At 60.2% G+C, this 17,561-nt stretch carries 21 protein-coding genes, 1 tRNA gene and 1 riboswitch; of the genes, 13 read left to right on the top strand and 9 right to left on the bottom strand.

The window, feature by feature from the left end; translation table 11 throughout:
- The 6 genes from cutD to CAK78_RS22150 form a co-directional block, all read left to right on the top strand.
- Positions 1 to 884, top strand: an 884-nt coding sequence (gene cutD, locus CAK78_RS22175; protein ID WP_094698730.1) for a choline TMA-lyase-activating enzyme, incomplete at its 5' end; no start/stop codon positions are given.
- Positions 885 to 896: 12 nt separating this feature from the next.
- Positions 897 to 1,349 (top strand): BMC domain-containing protein, encoded by a 453-nt coding sequence (locus tag CAK78_RS23470; protein ID WP_094698729.1) that lies wholly within the window; start codon positions 897 to 899, stop codon positions 1,347 to 1,349.
- A complete protein-coding gene (locus tag CAK78_RS22165) occupies positions 1,346 to 1,966 on the top strand; it encodes a phosphate propanoyltransferase (RefSeq protein WP_017408473.1) in 621 nt (206 codons plus the stop codon). The genes CAK78_RS23470 and CAK78_RS22165 overlap by 4 nt, the downstream gene beginning before the upstream one ends.
- Positions 1,967 to 1,977: 11 nt before the next feature.
- Positions 1,978 to 2,670, top strand: coding sequence for a hypothetical protein (locus CAK78_RS22160; RefSeq protein ID WP_094698728.1), 693 nt, complete (start codon positions 1,978 to 1,980; stop codon positions 2,668 to 2,670).
- A 19-nt stretch (positions 2,671 to 2,689) separates the two neighbouring features.
- Complete coding sequence (locus CAK78_RS22155) at positions 2,690 to 3,103, top strand: DMT family transporter (RefSeq protein WP_094698727.1); 414 nt, start codon at positions 2,690 to 2,692, stop codon at positions 3,101 to 3,103.
- A gap of 17 nt (positions 3,104 to 3,120) precedes the next feature.
- Positions 3,121 to 3,450 carry a DMT family transporter gene (locus CAK78_RS22150; RefSeq protein WP_094698726.1) on the top strand — a complete coding sequence of 110 codons (330 nt, stop codon included), beginning with the start codon at positions 3,121 to 3,123 and terminating at the stop codon, positions 3,448 to 3,450.
- A 146-nt stretch (positions 3,451 to 3,596) separates the two neighbouring features.
- On the opposite strand, the gene CAK78_RS22145 is transcribed toward CAK78_RS22150, so the two are convergent.
- Positions 3,597 to 3,686, bottom strand: a tRNA-Ser gene (locus tag CAK78_RS22145).
- Between the two features lie 419 nt (positions 3,687 to 4,105).
- Here CAK78_RS22145 and CAK78_RS22135 point away from each other — a divergent pair.
- Positions 4,106 to 5,023 carry a L,D-transpeptidase family protein gene (locus tag CAK78_RS22135; RefSeq protein WP_094698725.1) on the top strand — a complete coding sequence of 306 codons (918 nt, stop codon included), beginning with the start codon at positions 4,106 to 4,108 and terminating at the stop codon, positions 5,021 to 5,023.
- A 27-nt stretch (positions 5,024 to 5,050) separates the two neighbouring features.
- Positions 5,051 to 6,046, top strand: coding sequence for a DUF481 domain-containing protein (locus tag CAK78_RS22130; RefSeq protein WP_094698724.1), 996 nt, complete (start codon positions 5,051 to 5,053; stop codon positions 6,044 to 6,046).
- A 93-nt stretch (positions 6,047 to 6,139) separates the two neighbouring features.
- Here CAK78_RS22130 and CAK78_RS22125 read toward each other — a convergent pair whose 3' ends face one another.
- The 3 genes from CAK78_RS22125 to CAK78_RS22115 all read right to left on the bottom strand — a co-directional run bounded on the left by CAK78_RS22125 (position 6,140) and on the right by CAK78_RS22115 (position 8,677).
- Entirely contained in the window at positions 6,140 to 6,859 is a 720-nt protein-coding gene (locus CAK78_RS22125) for a MaoC family dehydratase (protein ID WP_043170859.1), read from the bottom strand.
- 233 nt (positions 6,860 to 7,092) lie between these two features.
- On the bottom strand, positions 7,093 to 8,037 hold the full coding sequence (rlmF, locus tag CAK78_RS22120; RefSeq protein WP_094698723.1) for a 23S rRNA (adenine(1618)-N(6))-methyltransferase RlmF: 945 nt from the start codon (positions 8,035 to 8,037) through the stop codon (positions 7,093 to 7,095).
- Positions 8,038 to 8,188: 151 nt separating this feature from the next.
- Positions 8,189 to 8,677, bottom strand: a complete 489-nt coding sequence (locus CAK78_RS22115; RefSeq protein WP_005298673.1) for a C40 family peptidase — start codon at positions 8,675 to 8,677, stop codon at positions 8,189 to 8,191.
- 275 nt (positions 8,678 to 8,952) lie between these two features.
- Between CAK78_RS22115 and CAK78_RS22110 the strand changes: the two genes are divergently transcribed.
- Together CAK78_RS22110 and CAK78_RS22105 are read left to right on the top strand one after the other, a co-directional pair.
- Complete coding sequence (locus CAK78_RS22110; protein ID WP_094698722.1) at positions 8,953 to 9,675, top strand: 4'-phosphopantetheinyl transferase family protein; 723 nt, start codon at positions 8,953 to 8,955, stop codon at positions 9,673 to 9,675.
- The gene (locus tag CAK78_RS22105; RefSeq protein WP_094698721.1) at positions 9,672 to 10,520 is read left to right on the top strand and encodes a tetratricopeptide repeat protein; all 849 of its coding nucleotides are present in this window, start codon (positions 9,672 to 9,674) and stop codon (positions 10,518 to 10,520) included. Before CAK78_RS22110 ends, CAK78_RS22105 begins: the two co-directional genes overlap by 4 nt.
- A 142-nt stretch (positions 10,521 to 10,662) precedes the next feature.
- Here the strand turns inward: CAK78_RS22105 and CAK78_RS22100 are convergent, their stop codons facing one another.
- A complete protein-coding gene (locus CAK78_RS22100) occupies positions 10,663 to 10,905 on the bottom strand; it encodes an Lpp/OprI family alanine-zipper lipoprotein (RefSeq protein ID WP_010634682.1) in 243 nt (80 codons plus the stop codon).
- A gap of 223 nt (positions 10,906 to 11,128) precedes the next feature.
- On the bottom strand, positions 11,129 to 11,782 hold the full coding sequence (ribB, locus tag CAK78_RS22095; RefSeq protein ID WP_094698720.1) for a 3,4-dihydroxy-2-butanone-4-phosphate synthase: 654 nt from the start codon (positions 11,780 to 11,782) through the stop codon (positions 11,129 to 11,131).
- Positions 11,783 to 11,888: 106 nt separating this feature from the next.
- Positions 11,889 to 12,046, bottom strand: a riboswitch (FMN riboswitch).
- 199 nt (positions 12,047 to 12,245) lie between these two features.
- Between ribB and purU the strand changes: the two genes are divergently transcribed.
- Positions 12,246 to 13,082 (top strand): formyltetrahydrofolate deformylase, encoded by an 837-nt coding sequence (gene purU / locus CAK78_RS22085; protein ID WP_011705222.1) that lies wholly within the window; start codon positions 12,246 to 12,248, stop codon positions 13,080 to 13,082.
- Between the two features lie 69 nt (positions 13,083 to 13,151).
- On the opposite strand, the gene CAK78_RS22080 is transcribed toward purU, so the two are convergent.
- Both CAK78_RS22080 and cls read right to left on the bottom strand, forming a co-directional pair.
- Entirely contained in the window at positions 13,152 to 14,414 is a 1,263-nt protein-coding gene (locus CAK78_RS22080) for a DUF945 family protein (protein ID WP_094698718.1), read from the bottom strand.
- 95 nt (positions 14,415 to 14,509) lie between these two features.
- On the bottom strand, positions 14,510 to 15,991 hold the full coding sequence (gene cls / locus CAK78_RS22075) for a cardiolipin synthase (protein ID WP_094698717.1): 1,482 nt from the start codon (positions 15,989 to 15,991) through the stop codon (positions 14,510 to 14,512).
- Between the two features lie 96 nt (positions 15,992 to 16,087).
- On the opposite strand from cls, the gene CAK78_RS22070 reads away from it, so the two are divergent.
- Positions 16,088 to 16,630: a DUF1439 domain-containing protein gene (locus CAK78_RS22070; protein ID WP_005298658.1), complete on the top strand. Its 543-nt coding sequence runs from the start codon at positions 16,088 to 16,090 to the stop codon at positions 16,628 to 16,630.
- A gap of 4 nt (positions 16,631 to 16,634) precedes the next feature.
- On the opposite strand, the gene CAK78_RS22065 is transcribed toward CAK78_RS22070, so the two are convergent.
- Positions 16,635 to 17,075: a GNAT family N-acetyltransferase gene (locus CAK78_RS22065; RefSeq protein ID WP_176452894.1), complete on the bottom strand. Its 441-nt coding sequence runs from the start codon at positions 17,073 to 17,075 to the stop codon at positions 16,635 to 16,637.
- 196 nt (positions 17,076 to 17,271) lie between these two features.
- On the opposite strand from CAK78_RS22065, the gene CAK78_RS22060 reads away from it, so the two are divergent.
- On the top strand, positions 17,272 to 17,561 hold a 290-nt coding region (locus CAK78_RS22060; RefSeq protein WP_141214219.1), incomplete at its 3' end, for a transposase.

The raw sequence follows: 17,561 nt of genomic DNA, 5'->3' as shown, positions 1-17,561 counted from the left end.
GCGATGGCATTCGCACGCTGGTTTTTTTCAAGGGCTGCAACCTTCGCTGCCCCTGGTGCGCCAACCCTGAAGGGCTCAGCAGCCAATTTCAGGTGATGTTTTCGCACGACAAATGCATCAACTGCGGTGACTGCGTAAATGTCTGTCCGGCCGGAGTCCATTATCGGGCCGAGGAGAACGGCAGCATGAAACACTTCGTCGATCGCAATAAGGATTGCATCGGCTGCCGCAAATGCGAAGAGGTCTGCACCCAGCATGCGCTGGATATCATGGGCAAGGATGTCACCGTCAGCGAGCTGATGGAGATCATCATGCAGGACTATGACTTTTACATCTCCTCCGGCGGTGGCGTCACCATCGGCGGCGGCGAGATGAGCCTGCAGACCGACTTTGCCGTCGCGCTGTTTAGCGAATGCAAGAAGATGATGATCAATACCGCCATCGAGACCCAGGGCACCACCTCGCAGGCCAATTACCAGCAGCTGGCGCCCGTCACCGATACCTTTTTGTTCGACATCAAGCAAATCAACAGCGAACAGCATAAGGCGATGCTGGGTATCGGCAATGAAGGTATTCGCCGCAATCTGGAATGGCTGGTTGATTACGGCGCCAAGGTGATTGTGCGCATGCCGCTCATCCGTGGATATAACGATTCATGGGATGCCATTACCGGCGCCATCGAATATGTGCAGAACTTGGCAAAGCGGGGAAATATCCTGCGGATCGACATGCTGCCGTACCACCAGCTGGGCCGCAAGAAGTATGAGCGGCTGGATATGCCCTACCCGATTGCGCAAGACCCCTCTTACACGCCGGACGAATTGGATCGGCTGGAGGCCTTCTTTGCACAATTTGATTTCGATATTCGCTTGGTCCGCCATTAACAGGAGTCGACGATGAAAAGTTTGGGCGTAATTGAAACGCGAGGATTGGTCGCCGCCATTCAGGCGGTGGACGCCGCCTGCAAAGCGGCAGGCGTCAGCTGCATCGGCTATCGCAAGGTGGGTTCTGGGCTGGTGAGTGTCTGCTTCCAAGGGGAGATCAGCGCCATCCACACCGCCATCGAGCGTGGCGTCGCGGTGGCCGCCACCATCGACCAGCAGGTCCATTCCCTGGTGATTGCCCGTCCGGAGCCAAGCGCGGTAGCGGCGCTCAGCAACCTCAAGGGCTACCCGCCGCGCGCACCGGCCGGCACCAGCACCGAGCTGACGGCCGCAACGGGCGCAGCCCCGGCCCTGCTACCACCAAGCGGTGCCGATACCGAACCAGCCACTCCATCGGCCAGCCAGCCTGCAGCGGATCAGGCGGAAGACAGACAGGGCGCGGCAAGAAAAGGGAAGAAAGCATGATCGATCCCCAGCTGCATCAAAAGATCGCCGCCCGTCTGAGCCTGGTCAGCCCGGCGATCCCGGTCGGCATCTCGAATCGCCACGTCCACCTGGCACAACAGGATGTGGAGGCCCTGTTCGGCAAGGGCTACACCCTGACACCGCTCAAACCGCTGCGCCAGCCGGGCCAGTTTGCCGCCGAAGAGTGCGTCACCGTGGTCGGCCCCAAGGGCTCGCTGACCCGGGTGCGGGTACTCGGCCCGACCCGGCCGGTTTCACAGCTGGAGATCTCCCGCGCCGACTGCTTCACCCTCGGCATCAAGGCACCGGTCCGTGAGTCAGGCCAGCTGGAAAATACCGGCAGCGCGCTGCTCATCGGCCCCGCTGGCCACGTGGAGTTACGCTCCCAGGTGATCTGCGCCTGGCGGCATATCCACCTCTCGCCACAAGACGCTCGCCAGCTGAACGTGACCCACGGCCAGAAGGTGAGGGTGCGCAGCGACGGCGAGCGCCAGTTGACCTTCGATGAGGTGGTGGTGCGGGTGCGCGACGATTTCGCGCTGGAATTTCACATCGATACCGAAGAGGCCAACGCCGCCGGCTTGAAAAACGGCGCGCAGGTCAGGCTGCTCGGCTAACGGAGATCCCCATGACCGACGAACAGATTGAACGCCTGGTCGAACAGATGCTCAGGCGCCTGCAGCCACCACTGCTGGTGATGGTGACCGCGGCCCAGGGCTATCGGCAGGCCATTCGCAACCGTCTTGCCGGCTGTGGACTACCCCTGCAGCTTGCGCTGGCAGCAGAGATCGAGGATGGCGCGCTGTGGCAACCGCTGGGGGAGACAGTGCCGGCCAGCCTCTGGCAACAGGCCCTGCCGCCCGCTCCCTATCGCGCGCTGGTGCTGCCCTTTCTCGACTACCCGCTGGCGATGGATCTGCTGAGCGGCTCACTGCAAAGCCCCGTCGCCAGGCGGCTGCACGATGCCCTGCTGAGCGGCTTGCCGGTGCTGGCGCTGCGTTATCACTGCGACCCCGCCAGCGAGCTGAACCAGCTGTTGGGGGCGCAACCGAGCGCGCCATACGCCGGGCACATGCAGGCGGCGCTGAGCCGTCTGGGCGAGATCGGTGTGGTGCTGTGCACCATGAATGAACTGCTGGAGAAGCTGACTCCGACGAACGACGCGGCCCCGGTGCTGGCGGGCACGGCGCGCCGTTATCTCACGGTCAGCGATGTTGAGAAGGACCCGGCGCTGGTACACACGGCCGAGGCCCAACTGACCGATGCCGCCATCGACTTTTTGAAAAACAGAAGAAAAGAAAAACAACCTTACCTTAAATAACAAACCCGGAGTTTAACTTATGTCTTCAAAAACAAAATGTTGGCTATGGATGCTGCTGGTGATCGTGTCCGAAACCTCAGCCACCTCCACCCTCAAGATGTTTGGCAGCAGTGAAGGAACCACCAAGATGTTGCTGCTCGGTCTGCTCGTGCTGCTCTATTGCACCTGCTACTACTCCCTCTCCCGCGCGGTAAAAGACATTCCCGTTGGGCTTGCCTACGCCACCTGGTCCGGCACCGGCATTCTGGTGGTCTCCACCCTGGGGATGGCGTTTTACGGCCAGCACCCGGACACCGCCGCCATGATCGGCATGGCCGTCATCGCCAGCGGCATTGTCATCATGAACCTGTTCTCCAAGATGGGCAGCGAAGAGGGCAGCGATGCCTCCGCCGAGCCACTCACTCCCCCCATCAACAACAACATCGCCAACTGACGCAAAAGGAATGACCCATGTTTAATTTCGGATTTTTATGGCTGGCGCTCTCTATCGGCTCTGAAATCACCGGCACCTCGATGATCAAGAAGACCAACGGTTTCAGCAGACTGGGGCCATCCATACTGGTCGTATGCGCCTACAGCCTTTGCTACTTCGCCCTCACCCGCGCCATGAGCACCATTCCGGTCGGGGTAGCCTATTCGCTCTGGTGCGGCTTCGGCATCGTCGGGGTCACCATCTGCTTGATGCTCCTCTACAAGCAAAAACCGGATCTGCCCGCCATCCTGGCGATGGCGCTGATCATCTCGGGCGGGGTGATCATGAATGTCTTCTCCAGCATGTAACGCCGTGACAAGACCCTGGCTGTGGCGCACTGAACCTGCCACTGGTGCGCCGGCATGCCGGCCCTGACACGCCCTGACTGGTAACATCTCGGCAAGCGTTGCAAAAGAGAAAGGCCCAAGCTGCCTGGCAGCTTGGGCCTTGAAAATGGCGGAGAGACAGGGATTCGAACCCTGGGTGGCATTGCTGCCACAATTGATTTCGAGTCAATCCCGTTCGGCCACTCCGGCATCTCTCCACGGGGCTTCATTGTTACCGGAGCCGCCTCTGGAAATCAACTTGAATCTCTTTAAAGATCAAACAACTGCACACAAAACCAGCAGATAAGTACACACCAGGCAAACGGGCGTCCGAGCCTGTCGCTCCCGGTACTGGTACCCAATCCAGGGCGATCAGCCCCCAGCATTGCATCTCGTGCATTCGATGGCGCTGAACCGCCATCCCCTCTCCCGTCAGCTTTTCTCTGCTCATTGCAGATGGCTTGGCTTTGCATTAAAAACAGGCAAGACAGGGTCAACATGACGGATTGCCGTGCAGGGACCCGACTGCAACCTTTGCCGGCCAGGCTGGCAATCGGCGCGTATTTGACTGACAATTTCCCCCTTTTTCCTCGGGGAAGTCGCGGCGCAGCCCCCCATTCAATCAGACAGGAAGTACATGTTCATCGCACGAACCCTCTCATTGCTGGCACTGACCGCCAGCCTGCTGACGGCTCCGGCCCTGGCTACCACCTATCCGCTGCCCCCGGCAGGCAGCCGCCTGATCGGCGAGCTGGAGGACTACATAGTCCAGCCAGATGAACATCTCGAGCTCATCGGCAAGCACACCCAGATTGGTTTTTTGGCGCTGCTGGAAGCCAATCCGGGAATCGACCCCTATTTGCCCAAGCCGGGCACCCGGCTGACCCTGCCGACCCAGATGTTGCTGCCTGACGTGCCCCGTGAAGGCATAGTGATCAATCTGCCGGAGCTGCGCCTCTACTATTTCCCCAAGGGCAAGAACGAGGTGATGGTGCTGCCCATCGGCATCGGTGACATAGGTCGGGAGACCCCCGAAATGACCACCACCATCATTGCCAAGAACCCCAATCCGACCTGGGTGCCCGGCCCCATGGTGCGCAAATCCTGGCTGGAACAAAAAGGGATCACCCTGCCGGCGGTCGTGCCGCCCGGCCCCGACAACCCCCTCGGCAAGTTCGCCATGCGCCTTGGCTATGGCAAGCGGGACTATCTCATCCACGGCACCAACAAGGATTTCGGGGTTGGCCTGCGGGTCAGTGCCGGCTGCATTCGGCTGCGCCCTGACGACATCGAGGCCCTGTTCAAGATTGTCCCCGTCGGCACTCAGGTGCGGGTCATCAACCAGCCGGTCAAGACCGCCATCGAGCCCGATGGCCGCCACTGGCTGGAGGTTCACTCTCCCCTCTCCCGCACCGAGCTGGAGCTGGAGCAGGGCGCCCCGCTGATCCTCTCCGCCGAGACGCAGGCCTTCATCGCCAGGCCGGAAGTCGACGGTGACAAGGCCGCCAGCGCGCTCAACAGCAAGAACGGCATCCCCCGTCCCGTCAGCGGCTGATAGCCAACCATGTTCACGAGGATCTTCATGAGCTACCGCGTTTTTTGCCTGTTTGCCCTGCTGCTGAGCCCGGCGGCTCTGGCCGACATCCTCTGGATGGACAACGGTGACCGGCTGACCGGCACCATAGAGGAGATAGGTGACGAGGAGGTGCACATCGCGCTCCCTTACAGCGAGCCCGTCACCGTCAAGCGCGAGGCGGTCAAGCGCTGGCGCATCGAGAAGCAGGACAAGCCGAAACCGACCGTCAAGTGCGGCATTACCCTGCTCGCCCTGACGTCGGATGATCAGAAGGCCTGGCTGTGGAGCGGCAGCGGCGATCTGAACGTCAAGCTCAAGCACAACGACAAGAAGACCAACAACGTCAACCTGAAGGCATCCACCAAGGTGGCCAACCTCGACTGGCGTTATACGCTGGACGGGGAGTACATCTACGAGACCGCCAACAACGTCACCAACAGCCACGAGTATCGACTCAAACCCATGCTGGACTTCTTCTTCGACCAGCGCTGGTTTTTACGATCAGCCATCGACTTTCAATACCAGATGCTGAACCCCGAATACATGGATGTGGGTTATGTGACCGGCCCTGGTTACCGGTTCTGGAACGACAAGCGGCGGCGGCTGGAGCTGATCGGCCAGGCCGGGCTGGAGCGCTCCTACTTCAGACCGGATGACATCAACACCCTCTTTATCATCGGCCTGTTCAACGACAGGATCATCAACTATCCCCTGCTGGGCCTTGGCTGGGATTATCGTCAACCCGTTGCGCTCTGGTCGGAGCAACTGGAGCTGTTCAGCAAGGGCGGCTACAAGCGCTATCTGGACCAACCCTCACCCTATTTTACCCGGGAGCAGGCGGTGCAGGGCAGCCTGGGGATGCGCTACTACTTCAACGATCATCTGCGCCTCTCCTGGTCAAGCGAGCTCGACTGGGAAGATAATCGTATCAATATCCCGGGCTTAGAGCTGAATAACGGCAGAGAGTGGCGCCATCTGCTCACTCTGGGAGCCAGTTTCTGAGCCAGGCCGATCACCGATGACCCAGCAGCCACAAAAAAATCAGGCCCACCTATGTGGGCCTGATTTTTGGCAAGGGTGGGGGTGAGCCGCGGCCTAGAAGTAGAGTCGGGTGACAGACTCGATCACGCAGCCGGGGCGACGTACACCCTCGATCTCCACCTTGATCTCCTTGAGCAGCTCCAACCCGCCCTTGATCGGGGTAACCCGAGCCAGCTTGGTGCGCGCGCGGATGTTGCTGTCCACCTTGATGGGGTACGGGAAACGGACCTGATCCAGGCCGAAGTTCACCACCATGCGGGCGGTCGGAAACTCCGGATTGGCCTCGTCCACCGAACCGGTCAGCTGCGGCAGCAGGGCCAGGGTCAGGAAGCCGTGAGCAATGGTGGTCTTGAACGGCGATTCGGCCGCCGCACGCTCGGGGTTGGTGTGGATCCACTGATGATCCCCGGTCACGGCGGCAAACTGATCGATCATCTGCTGGCTGACATGCAACCACTCGCCCACGTGGGTCTCTTCACCGATGCGCGCCTGCAAGGTGGCAAACAGGGTCGCCGCCTCACCGTCGAGTTCGATGATCGACTCTTGCGGTGGCACGGGCTGGCCGTTGACGGCCTGGGCCGCGCCCTGCTGCTGCAGCATGGACTGGTTGTCGCCCTGCAAATCCAGCACTCGCCCCAGCAGAGGGTGGAGGTGTGCCTTTTGCTGAAACTCACGCCAGTAGTCGCGGATAGCCGGAGAGAGCCAATCCTTGAGCTCAAAGGGGTGCTGCGCCAGAATTTCGCGCTTGCGCTTCAGAAAATCGACAACTTTCATGTACCGATCCCTATTCGATTCAAAGCCTGTAAAGAGGTCTAACCAGTCCTATTTTATTAAAGTTACAGCTGAAAGTGCAAAAAAATCTCGGCGTACAGCCGTACCAAAGCAAAAATCACTACAGGATAACCACATAACAGCATGATGAACCAACGAAGAAAACGATTGCCTGTTTTTTATCCGATCATGTTGGCATTGAGATGAAAAAGGCCCGTCACGGGCCTGTGTGGAGATCAGCGCGCTGCAGACCACCACTCGCGGCACCCTGCCTCATCGAAGAAGGTCCAGGCCAGCACCCGGCTCACCTTGTTGCCCTGCGCCATCTCGAGTACCCGCACCTGACGAGCACCGACCCGGGTCAGCGCCTTCTTCGCCGCCGGCAGATTCTCCTTTTTCGATACCAGCGAGCTGAACCAGAGGCACTGTTCGGCAAAGGCCCGGCTCTGGTTGATCATTGCGGCCAGAAAGGCGGCCTCTCCCCCTTCGCACCAGAGCTCGGCCTTCTGGCCGCCGAAGTTGAGCACCGGCTTGTCCTTGACCTCCTTGCCCAGATTGCGCAGCTTGCGCTCAGTCCCCTTGCTCGCCTCCGCCAGCGACGCGTGAAAGGGAGGGTTGCAGAGGGTCAGCGCGAAACGCTCGCGCGGTGCCACTATGCCCTGAAAGATGTCGCCGGCCCAGCCCTGCAAGCGGCACTCGATCTGGCTGCCCAGCCCGTTGCTCCTGGCCAGCAGAGAGGCAGCCTTGACCGACACCGGATCGATGTCGGAGCCGACGAAGCGCCAGCCATATTCGCGGGCGCCCAGCAGGGGGTAGATACAGTTCGCCCCCACCCCGACATCCAGTACTCGCACGCCCTTGCCGGTCGGCACCTTGCCCGCGCTCTCGGCCAGCAGGTCAGCCACTCTGTGCAGATAGTCCACCCGCCCGGGAATGGGCGGACAGAGGTAGCCGGCGGGCAGATCCCAGTGCTGGATGCCGTAATGCAGCGCCAGCAGGGCCTTGTTCAGCGCCTTGACGGCGGCGGGGTCGGCAAAGTCGATGGTGCTGGCGCCGTAGGGATTGACGAAGACGAAGGGCTGCAGCTCGGGAGTGCGCAGACAGAGCGCGGCAAAGTCGTAGGGAGCCTGGTGGCGATTGCGCGGGTGCAATCCGGATTTATGGTCTGAACGGGTCTTCATGCTGGGCCTGCCGGGGAAAAAACGGGCCCACACTATAGTGATTCGGCCCCCGAAAGTCTAAATCGCAGCCATAAAAAACCGGGCTGCGGGAGCCCGGTTCAAGTGAGGTTGGAAAAACAGTCCGTACTGCGAGCCGTTTGTCCAGCCTGACTCAGATGTCGATCCGGCGTGCCTGCCAGAACTTGCTGCGCCAGTAAGAGCTGTCGAGCTTGGAGCGCGTCACCCCGGCCCGGGTGGAGGCGTGGATGAACTCGCCATTGCCCACATAGATGCCGACGTGATTGAGACGGCGATTGATTTTGAAGAAGACCAGGTCACCTTCGACCAGATCCTGCTTGGAGACTCGGGTGCCTTCATGGACCTGGGAGCGGGTATCACGGGGAAGTTCGATGCCGACGGCGTTGCGGAACACTTCACGGGCAAAGGCGGAACAATCGATGCCGCGCTGGCTGCTGCCTCCCATGCGGTAAGGAACGCCGCGCCACTCTTTGTATACAGTCAGGATTTCGTTTACATCTGGGGTTTGTGAAGCTTCCGGTTCAATTACGGGTTCCATCATGGAAACTTCGATCTTGCTCGCGACCTCGGGCTGGGGTGCCGAGGCACAACCCACCATTCCGAGCGCGACCAGCAGTAGCATCAGGTGGCGCAATCCTTTATCCCCGCAAAATAGTAAAACTTGTTAAAATACGGCCCGAACGGGCAATTTATAAGGCAACAGCACCCGACTATATCCAAGAATTCTATCGAGGCAAGCGAAAATCCCTATCGACCTCACATTTCTGCAAGGAAATGCATTATTTTTCCTGATTAATGTGATCGTGGCCAAACAATATACAATCTCGAAAGAGGCCTTCCTGACCGGATCAAACTGACTTTTATCGCTGTTTCGCCGCTCTTTTAAAGTGAAAAATTATGATCTCTGTGGATCTCTATTTGTTAAAACCGGCAAAGGTCGACGCCGAGCAGCTGACTCTGCTGCAAACCCTGCTCTCCCCCGCCGAACGGCAGACATGGCAGGCCATCAGCCAGCCGTTGCGCCGCCAGGAGTACCTGCTCAGCCGCGGGCTGCTGCGACGGCTGCTGGCCGAGCGCCTGCAGTGCAACCCCGATGCACTGCAATTTGCCAGCAACCCGCACGGCAAACCTGTGCTGGGCGACGGGCGCTGGCAGTTCAACCTCAGCCACAGCGGTGACTGGCTGGTGATCGCCCTCTGCGCCGTCGGCCCGCTCGGGGTCGACATCGAGATGGGTCAGCGGCGCCGCCAGACTCTGCCGCTGGCGCGCCGCTTTTATGCACGCAGTGAATATGAGTGGCTGCTCGCCCTGCCCGAGGCGGAGCAAGAGTCGGCCTTCTATCGGCTCTGGTCGCGCAAGGAGGCGGTGCTGAAAGCCCACGGCGCTGGCATCGCCGCAGGCCTCGACAAGGTGCGCTTCGTGCCAGAGGAAGCGTGGCGGCTCGACAACCAGCTCGATGAGCAAGATTACCGGGTGCAGGATTGGGCCGTCGGCAAGGGCTGGCTCAGCCTGGCCGCGCCGACCCTGGCCGTCAACGGCTGGCTGCTCGATGGCAGCTTGAATTCCAGCCCATTCAACCCCATGTTAACTCACACCATTTTCCAAGAGTCAGCCTCATGATCGTCGACATCAATCCCCAGAATTTCCAAGCCGCCCTGATCGATGCTTCCATGAAAAAGCCGATCGTCATCTATTTCCACGCCCCCCAGATGCCGGAGTGTCAGGCCATGACCCCGCTGGTGGAGGCGCTGGTCGGCCCGGCCAATCCCCAGGTGACCCTGGCCAGGGTCGACATGAACGATCCGCAGCTGCAACCGCTGGCCGGTCAGCTCGGTCTGCGCGCCCTGCCGGCGCTGGTGCTGTTCCATCAGGGCCGCCCTGACGAGCAGGCCATTCTGGAAGGCCCGCAGGATGAGGCCACCCTGCGCGGCTATTTCGCCGCCTTCTCCCCCAAGGAGGAGGAGCTGCTGCTCGAACAGGGGCAGCAGGCACTGGCGGACGGCCAGACGAGCGTGGCCTATGGCCACTTCGGCAAGGCCCATCAGCTGGCACCGGATCGCCACGACATCAGTCTGTGGTTGACCCAGGCGGCACTCGATCTCAATCTGCTTGATGAGGCACAGGAGCTGCTCGGCAAGATCCCGATGATCGCCCAGGATGACCACTATCAGACGCTTGTCTCCCGTCTGGCGCTGGCTCAACAGGCCGCGGACAGCCCGGAGCTGCGGGCGCTGGAAGCCCGCCACCAGCAGGAGCCTGACAACTTTGCCCTGGCCCAGGAGCTGGCGGTGCAATACAGCCAGGCCGGCCGCCAGGAAGAGGCGCTGGCGCTGCTGTTCACCATCCTCAAGCGGGATCTCGCCTTCGGTGATGCCAAGAAGACCTATCTCGACATCCTGACCACCATGGGATCCAACCCGGCGGCGCAGGGTTACCGTCGCAAGCTATACAGCCTGCTCTACTGACTTGAAACGAAGATGAACAACGGGGTGATGCCGAGCGATCGGCATTGCCTTGTCAGGCGAGGATCAGCGGGAAAAATGCGGGAATTTGATGAATTTCAGGCAAAAAAAATGGCGCATAACTGCGCCATTTTTTTCGCATGGATTACTTCTTGTAGGAAGTAGCCATGTTGTCGATGCGCTGGTTAGCACGCATAGCTTCTTGCTTGGCTTCTGCAACATCAGCAGCGATCTTGGACTGATCAGCACGAACAGCGCTAACATCTTGAGCCAGTTGGTCAACTTTGTTAGACAGATTCTGAACGGAAGTTTCCAGTTCGCTGGTGTTTGCACAACCGCCCAGCAGAGCGGACAGACCAACAACACCTACCAACAACATTTTTTTCATTTTAAAAGCTCCCTTTAACTCGCCAGACGTTTAGCAAGCGGCGTGATTATGGCACAAAAAAATCATAGTTTGGATAGGCCCCATCACAGATAAATGCATTAAAACCCTCATTTTTTTTAAACGTACACTTTTTGTGCAAAGTTCAGTCAAAAATAAGGGTCACTGGATGAGGTTCGCACAAAGCGTAACCAAATTTTGTGCTTATTACAATTTCGTATGAGGCTCAGGCTGAACGTTCTGACAGCAACTGACGATACTGCACCAGATCTTCGATGGTCAGCACCGGCATGCCATGACGGCGGCCAAATGCCACCAGATCCGGCAAGCGGGCCATGGAGCCATCTTCCTTGGTCAATTCGCACAACACACCGAACGGTTTGAGCCCGGCGAGCTGCATCAGATCGACCGTGGCTTCGGTGTGACCTCGGCGGGTCAACACCCCGCCAGTGCGGGCCCGCAGCGGGAAGACGTGGCCCGGGCGATGCAGGTCGGAGGGTCTGGCACCGTCGGCGATGGCGGCCCGGATGGTGGTGATGCGATCGGCCGCCGAGACGCCGGTGGTCACCCCCTGCGCCGCCTCGATGGTCACGGTAAAGGCGGTCTGATAGTGGCTGGAGTTGGCCTCCACCATCATCGGCAGTTCGAGCTGGCGTACCCGCTCATCGGTCAGGCAGAGGCAGACGATGCCGGAGCACTCGCGGATCATCATGGCCATCTGTTCATTGGTCATGGATTCGGCGGCGAAGATGAGATCCCCTTCGTTCTCCCGATCTTCATCGTCGGCCACCAGCACGCCGCGGCCGGCACGCAAGGCTGCCAGCGCCGCTTCGACACGGGCAATCGGATCACCAAATTCACTGAGAAGAGACTGATTCATGGTAAGACTCCTAAACAAGACAAGGACCAGAATCAGGGCATGGAAAGGCAGACAGAGATAGGCATGCAGCGGCCGGCCCGCGGGGGGGCTTGCCTGCAATAGTCTGTCTTATCCTCTTTCATCCGGACTGTGACCGTCGGCTCCGGCATCTCACCGGATCTGCTGACCCCGTCCCGGCTGAAAACCGGGTCGGGCGCTCGCGGGCTCCCCGAGTCAGATCGGGATACCGCCGGTGGGGAATTTCACCCCGCCCTGAGAATAAGCGCAGACAGCCTAAAGAAAAACGGCGCCGGATACCAGCATAAAACCCATCAAGGATGAATAGCATGCCTGCTCCGGGGCACGGATCGCCCGGATGCACGGCGCGCTGTCCTTTCTGATTTTGTTTGTGGCATAGTGCCAGAAAAAACGCGCGGCCTGCGCAGACTCAGGCGCCAACAACACCAACGGAATCATGACAGAGATGGAAAAGAAAATACTGCTGACGGACTGCCCGGACGCCAAGGGCCTCATCGCCAAGATCACCAACATCTGCTACAAGCACCAGCTCAACATCAACAAGAACGACGAGTTCGTGGATCACGAAAACGGCCGCTTCTTCATGCGCACCGAGCTGGAGGGGCGCTTCAACGACGAGACTCTGCTGGCCGACCTCGATGATGCCCTGCCCGCCGGTGCCCAGCGCCGGCTGGTCAAGGCCGGCAAGAAGCGCATTGTCATCCTGGTGACCAAGGAGACCCACTGCCTCGGCGACATCCTGATGAAGAACTACGCCGGTGCGCTGGACATGGACATAGTCGCGGTGATCGGCAACTACGACACCCTCGCCGAGCTGACCGGCAAGTTCGACATTCCGTTCCACACCGTCAGCCACGAGGACCTGAGCCGCACCGAGCATGAAGAGCAGGTGCGCGCCATCATCGACGGCTACCAGCCCGACTACGTGGTGCTGGCCAAGTACATGCGGGTGCTGACCCCGAGTTTCGTCGAGGCCTATCCGCGCAAGATCATCAACATCCACCACTCCTTCCTGCCCGCCTTCATCGGTGCCCGCCCCTATCGCCAGGCCTTCGATCGCGGGGTCAAGCTGATCGGCGCCACCGCCCACTTCGTCACCGACGATCTGGATGAAGGCCCCATCGTCGAGCAGGACGTGATCCACGTCGATCACACCTTCAGTGCCGACGACATGGCCAAGGCCGGCCGCGACGTGGAGAAGTCCGTGCTGAGCCGGGCGCTGGAGCTGGTGCTGAACGAGCGGGTGTTCGTCTACGGCAACAAGACGGTGGTGTTCAAGTAACTCCAGCCACTGAAAACGACAAAGGCTCCCGCGGGAGCCTTTGTTCCATGTGCACTGACGCGACGTCAATCAGAGCGGCAGATCGTTGATGGTCATGGCGCCCTTGTCGAGCTTGATCTCGGCCGTCAGCTGATCCTTGTCCGCCTTGAGATACCCCATGGCGGCGAACTGATCCAGCATGGGGGCCAGCTGCGGCACCGCCTTGCCCAGTTTGCCGCTCAGGTTGGCGTGCAGCAGGCCGGAGAGGGCGTGCATCCCCTCTTCGCTGTTGAACAGCTGCTCGAGCGAGGTGCCCGCCAGCTTGATGTCACCCTTCATGGCCACCGGCTCGCCGTTGAGATGGGAGCTCAAGTCTACCAGCTCCAGCGTGGCGCCACGCTTGAGCATCTTGTCCAGCGCCTGCTGGATCGCTTCCTCCTCCACGCCCTGGCCGCTGGAGGCCTGCAGCGCCTGATAGCCTTCCAGATCCAGCCCCTTCAAATTGAGGGCCAGCTTGCTCTGGGTCAGCGCCAGGTTGTCAGCCTCGTTCTCCAGATTGAGGGTATCCACCTTCATCTGGTAGCTGCTGGAGAGGGTCTGGGCATCATCCCCAGCCAGCTGGGTCTCGGAGGTCAGCCCCTGCAGGGAGAACTTGACGTTGTCCGGCAGCTGTACCGACAGCGCGGAGAGGGTCATGTCGCTGCGGGGAGAGAGCCAGATACCGCGGATCTCGGCCATGTCGGCGCTGCCCTTGAGCTCGGCTAGCACCATGTCCATCTTGTTCTGCTCTTCGTGCAGGGTCATGCCCTGCCAGTGGAAGGTGAGGTGGCCATTGCCTTCCAGATCGCCGTGATAGTCGCCCTTCATCGGCAGGAAGCTGAACTCGTCGAGCCCCTGCTTGACCTTGAACTCGTTGGCCCAGAAGCGGCTGCTGTTGCTGGAGGTCCACAGGCTGCTGACCGACTCGATGCCAAACTGCCACTGCTCCATCTTGAAGGCACTGAACACGGGCGCCAACGAACCTTGCCTGGTGTCGAGCAGCATGTTGCTCTTGATGTAGAGCGGCAGGATGCGGCTGTCGACGATGAACTGCACCTCGACCGGCTCGCTCCCCTCCAGCTGACCATCTAGGCTGGCCAGGGTCTGCGGGGTGACCACCATCTTCAGCACGCCGTCGCGGGTGAACAGGTTGCTCGAACCCGGCTGCCAGCTCAGCTCGATACCGCTCTCCTGCTTCACCTTGGCGATCTGCTCGGCCATGATGCGGTCGAACGCGTTGCCCGTGTACCAGCAGGCACCCAGCCCACCCACCACCAAGGCCGCCGTCACGGCCAGCGCTACTCGCTTCTTCATCTTTATTCCGTTCTCCAGGGAGTGATTGCCGCACTCTACGGGGCAAGTTCGGGGGGAGGCAAGCGCAATTCGGCGCCGGCCGCAATTAACTGATGTCACAGCAAGGGGCTGAACAGATAGAACATGTTCTCCATTGCCTTCTTGTACCAGGGGCGTGCCCGCCACCTGGCCAGCGACATGGGCGTCGCCTCCACCATGTAGCCCTGCACCAGCTGGGTCATCTCGGCGACGAACAGCGGGTTGTCGATGAGCAGGGTCACCTCGAAGTTGAGCCAGAGGCTGCGCCGATCCAGATTGACCGTCCCCACCAGGGCGAAGTCGTCATCCACCAGCACGCTCTTGGTGTGCAGCAGGCCGGCGTCGTAGCGGTAGATCTCCACCCCCGCCTCCAGCAACTCCTCCATGAAGGCATTGCAGGCGTAATTGGCCATGATGGAGTCGTTGCGCGCCGGCAGCACCAGCTGCACCTGCACACCGCGGGCCGCCGCCGAGGAGAGCGCCGCCGCCAGCGGATCGTCCGGCACGAAGTAGGGGGTGGTCAGCACCAGATGGTGGCGGGCCTGGTAGATGGCCAGCAGCAGGCTCTGCTGGATGCAGTCGCCGCCGACGAAGGGGCCGGACGGGATAAGCTGGGCCCGGTAGTTGCTCTGGGGCCAGGCCTCCGGCTCGTGCTGCAGGCTGTCGAGCAGCCGCTCGCCGGTCTCCATCTCCCAGTCCCAGACGAAGATGGACCACATCAGCGGCACCATGGGGCCCTGTACCCGGATCATGATGTCGACCCACTGGCCGACCCCGGCGTTCTGCTTGAAGAAGCGGGGATCCACCATGTTCATGGAGCCGGTGTAACCGACCCGGTCGTCGATCACCACCAGCTTGCGGTGCATACGCAGGTCCTGGCGCTGGAACGGGATGCGCCAGGCCCCGACCGGCAGCACCTCCACCAGCTTGACCCCCGCCTTGCGCAGCTTCTTCGGCCAGGGCGAGCGGAAGAAGGTCTTGCTGCCCATGGAATCGAGCAGCAAGCGACAATCCACGCCGCGCGCCGCCACTTCCATCAAGGCTTCACACACCTCGTCGGTGTCGCCGCCCGGGTGCCAGATATAGAACTCCAGGTAGCAGGACTGGGAGGATTGGCGGATGTCGCGCACTATCTCGCGCAAGATGGCTTCCGGCTTGCTGAGCAGCGTCATCCGGTTGCCGGAGAGCATGGGCATGGCCAGCCGTCCCTGGATCAGATCATGCAACGGCTGGGCCTTCTCCCCCACCTCGCAGCAGTGCTGGGGGAAGAGCCGGGCCAGCTGGCGGATCCAGATGGCGTAAGGGCGGTACATGGCCTGGGCCCGCTCGGCGCGCCGCCGGCCGAGGCGAATTTCGCCAAACAGCACGTAGAAGCCGACCCCGGCAAACGGGATGGCATAGATGAGGGCGAGCCAGGCAAGCGAGACCCCGATGGGGCGCCGCTTCATCACCACCCGCAATGAGACCCCCGCCACAATCACGGTGTGAAACAGCAGCAGCAACCAGCCCAGGAACTGGGAAAACAGCAGTTGGATGTCGTGCTCCAGACCGTTGATCACGAGAACTCCTTTTACACAGGGGTGAAAGCGGTGGGCAGATCCCACGAAAGCAGGATGGTATGCTGTAAGACACACCCATTCAATCAGGTCGTTAGCATGATCCTGTCATCTATGCTGCTCAGTCTGGCCATGCTAGGTCAAGGCTCATATGACATCAATGAGCAACAGATAAACCAGTACCTGCAATCCCAGGTGCAAGTGAACAAACAGCTGGAGCTGCCCGGCATCATCAAGGCCCATGTGCAGCTCGAGCAGAGCGACGTGCAGATCGGGCGTCAGAGCCCGGACACCGCCCGGGTCTACGGCAAGGGCAAGCTCAAGATCGCCCTGCCGGACAACACCGAATACGACGCCCGGCTGAACATGGCCTACGAGGCGAGGCCGCGTTACGACAAGGCGCAGAGCGCCCTGTTCCTCGACAACATGAAGTTGATTGAATACAAGCTGGAGCCTGAGGCGGCGCAGCAGAAGTTCGGCTTCATGCTCGGCATGCTGCTGCAGAGCATGGAGAAGCGGCTGGAGACCCAGCCGGTCTACCGGCTCGATGCCAAGGATCCGAATCAGGCCTGGCTGAAGGAGAATCTGCTGGGGCTGGAGCTGTCACCGGGCAAGATCCACCTGCTGACCAAGCCCCAGTAACGGTTCAGTTGTAGACCGGGGTCTTGGCTTGGCGCACCAGCAGCTCGATCTGGTATCCCTGTTCGCGCTGCTGGTCATAAAGGGAGAAGAGCGGCCCCTCCAGCTCATCCAGAGGCAGGTCGGCGAAGCCGGCCTTGAGGTAGAAGGGTTTTTCGAACGGCAAGGCCTGACAGATCACCGGCTTGTCCAGCAGATCACTGCAGGCGTGCTGCAGCAAGCGCGAGCCCAACCCCAGCGACTGGTAGTGGGGCAGCAGGCGAAAGCCGCAGAGGTGATAGTAATCCTGTTCGTCGCGCAGGCGCACGGCCCCCACCAGCCAGTGGGCGTCGCGTACCACGAAGATCCGCTCGGCCAGATCCGGCACGTAGTGGGAGAAAGTGGTTTCGTAGTAGTCCCTGATCAGGGAGAGATCCGCATCGCAGTACTCTTCGAACGTGAGTTCCATCGCCCGTTTGCCTATCACACTCGTTTCATCCCTGGCCACTCGGCCAGATCCTCGCATATTGATTGTTGGCCGAAGAGATCCGACCAGCATGAAGATATCACGGCTTTTAGTAACAAAAAAGCCAACCTGATTACCCATGATTAGCAGTCACCCCGAACTATACTGATCTTATGCACAGTTATCGAGGAGCGAGATCATGGCCAAAAGCAAAGTCCAATTCCAGAAAGGCTACAGCCTGTTTGAGCTTCTCAAGGACTATGGCACTGAAGCTCAGTGCGAAAACGCGTTGTTCACTTGGCGTTTTCCTCACGGCTTTGTCTGCCCTGAATGTGCCAACAAGACCTGTTGTCACCTGAAAAGTCGGCCACGCGTGCTGCAATGCAATCACTGCCATCACCAGATGTCATTGACTGGGAACACTATTTTCGCAAACACCAAGCTCCCGCTGACCAAGTGGTTTCTGGCGATGCACCTGTTGTCACAAAC

Source organism: Aeromonas sp. A35_P (genome assembly GCF_002259925.1).
Classification (GTDB): Bacteria; Pseudomonadota; Gammaproteobacteria; order Enterobacterales; family Aeromonadaceae; genus Aeromonas; species Aeromonas dhakensis.
The sequence above is the reverse complement of the archived record's forward strand: the minus strand, read 5'-3'. Positions and strand labels throughout refer to the sequence as shown.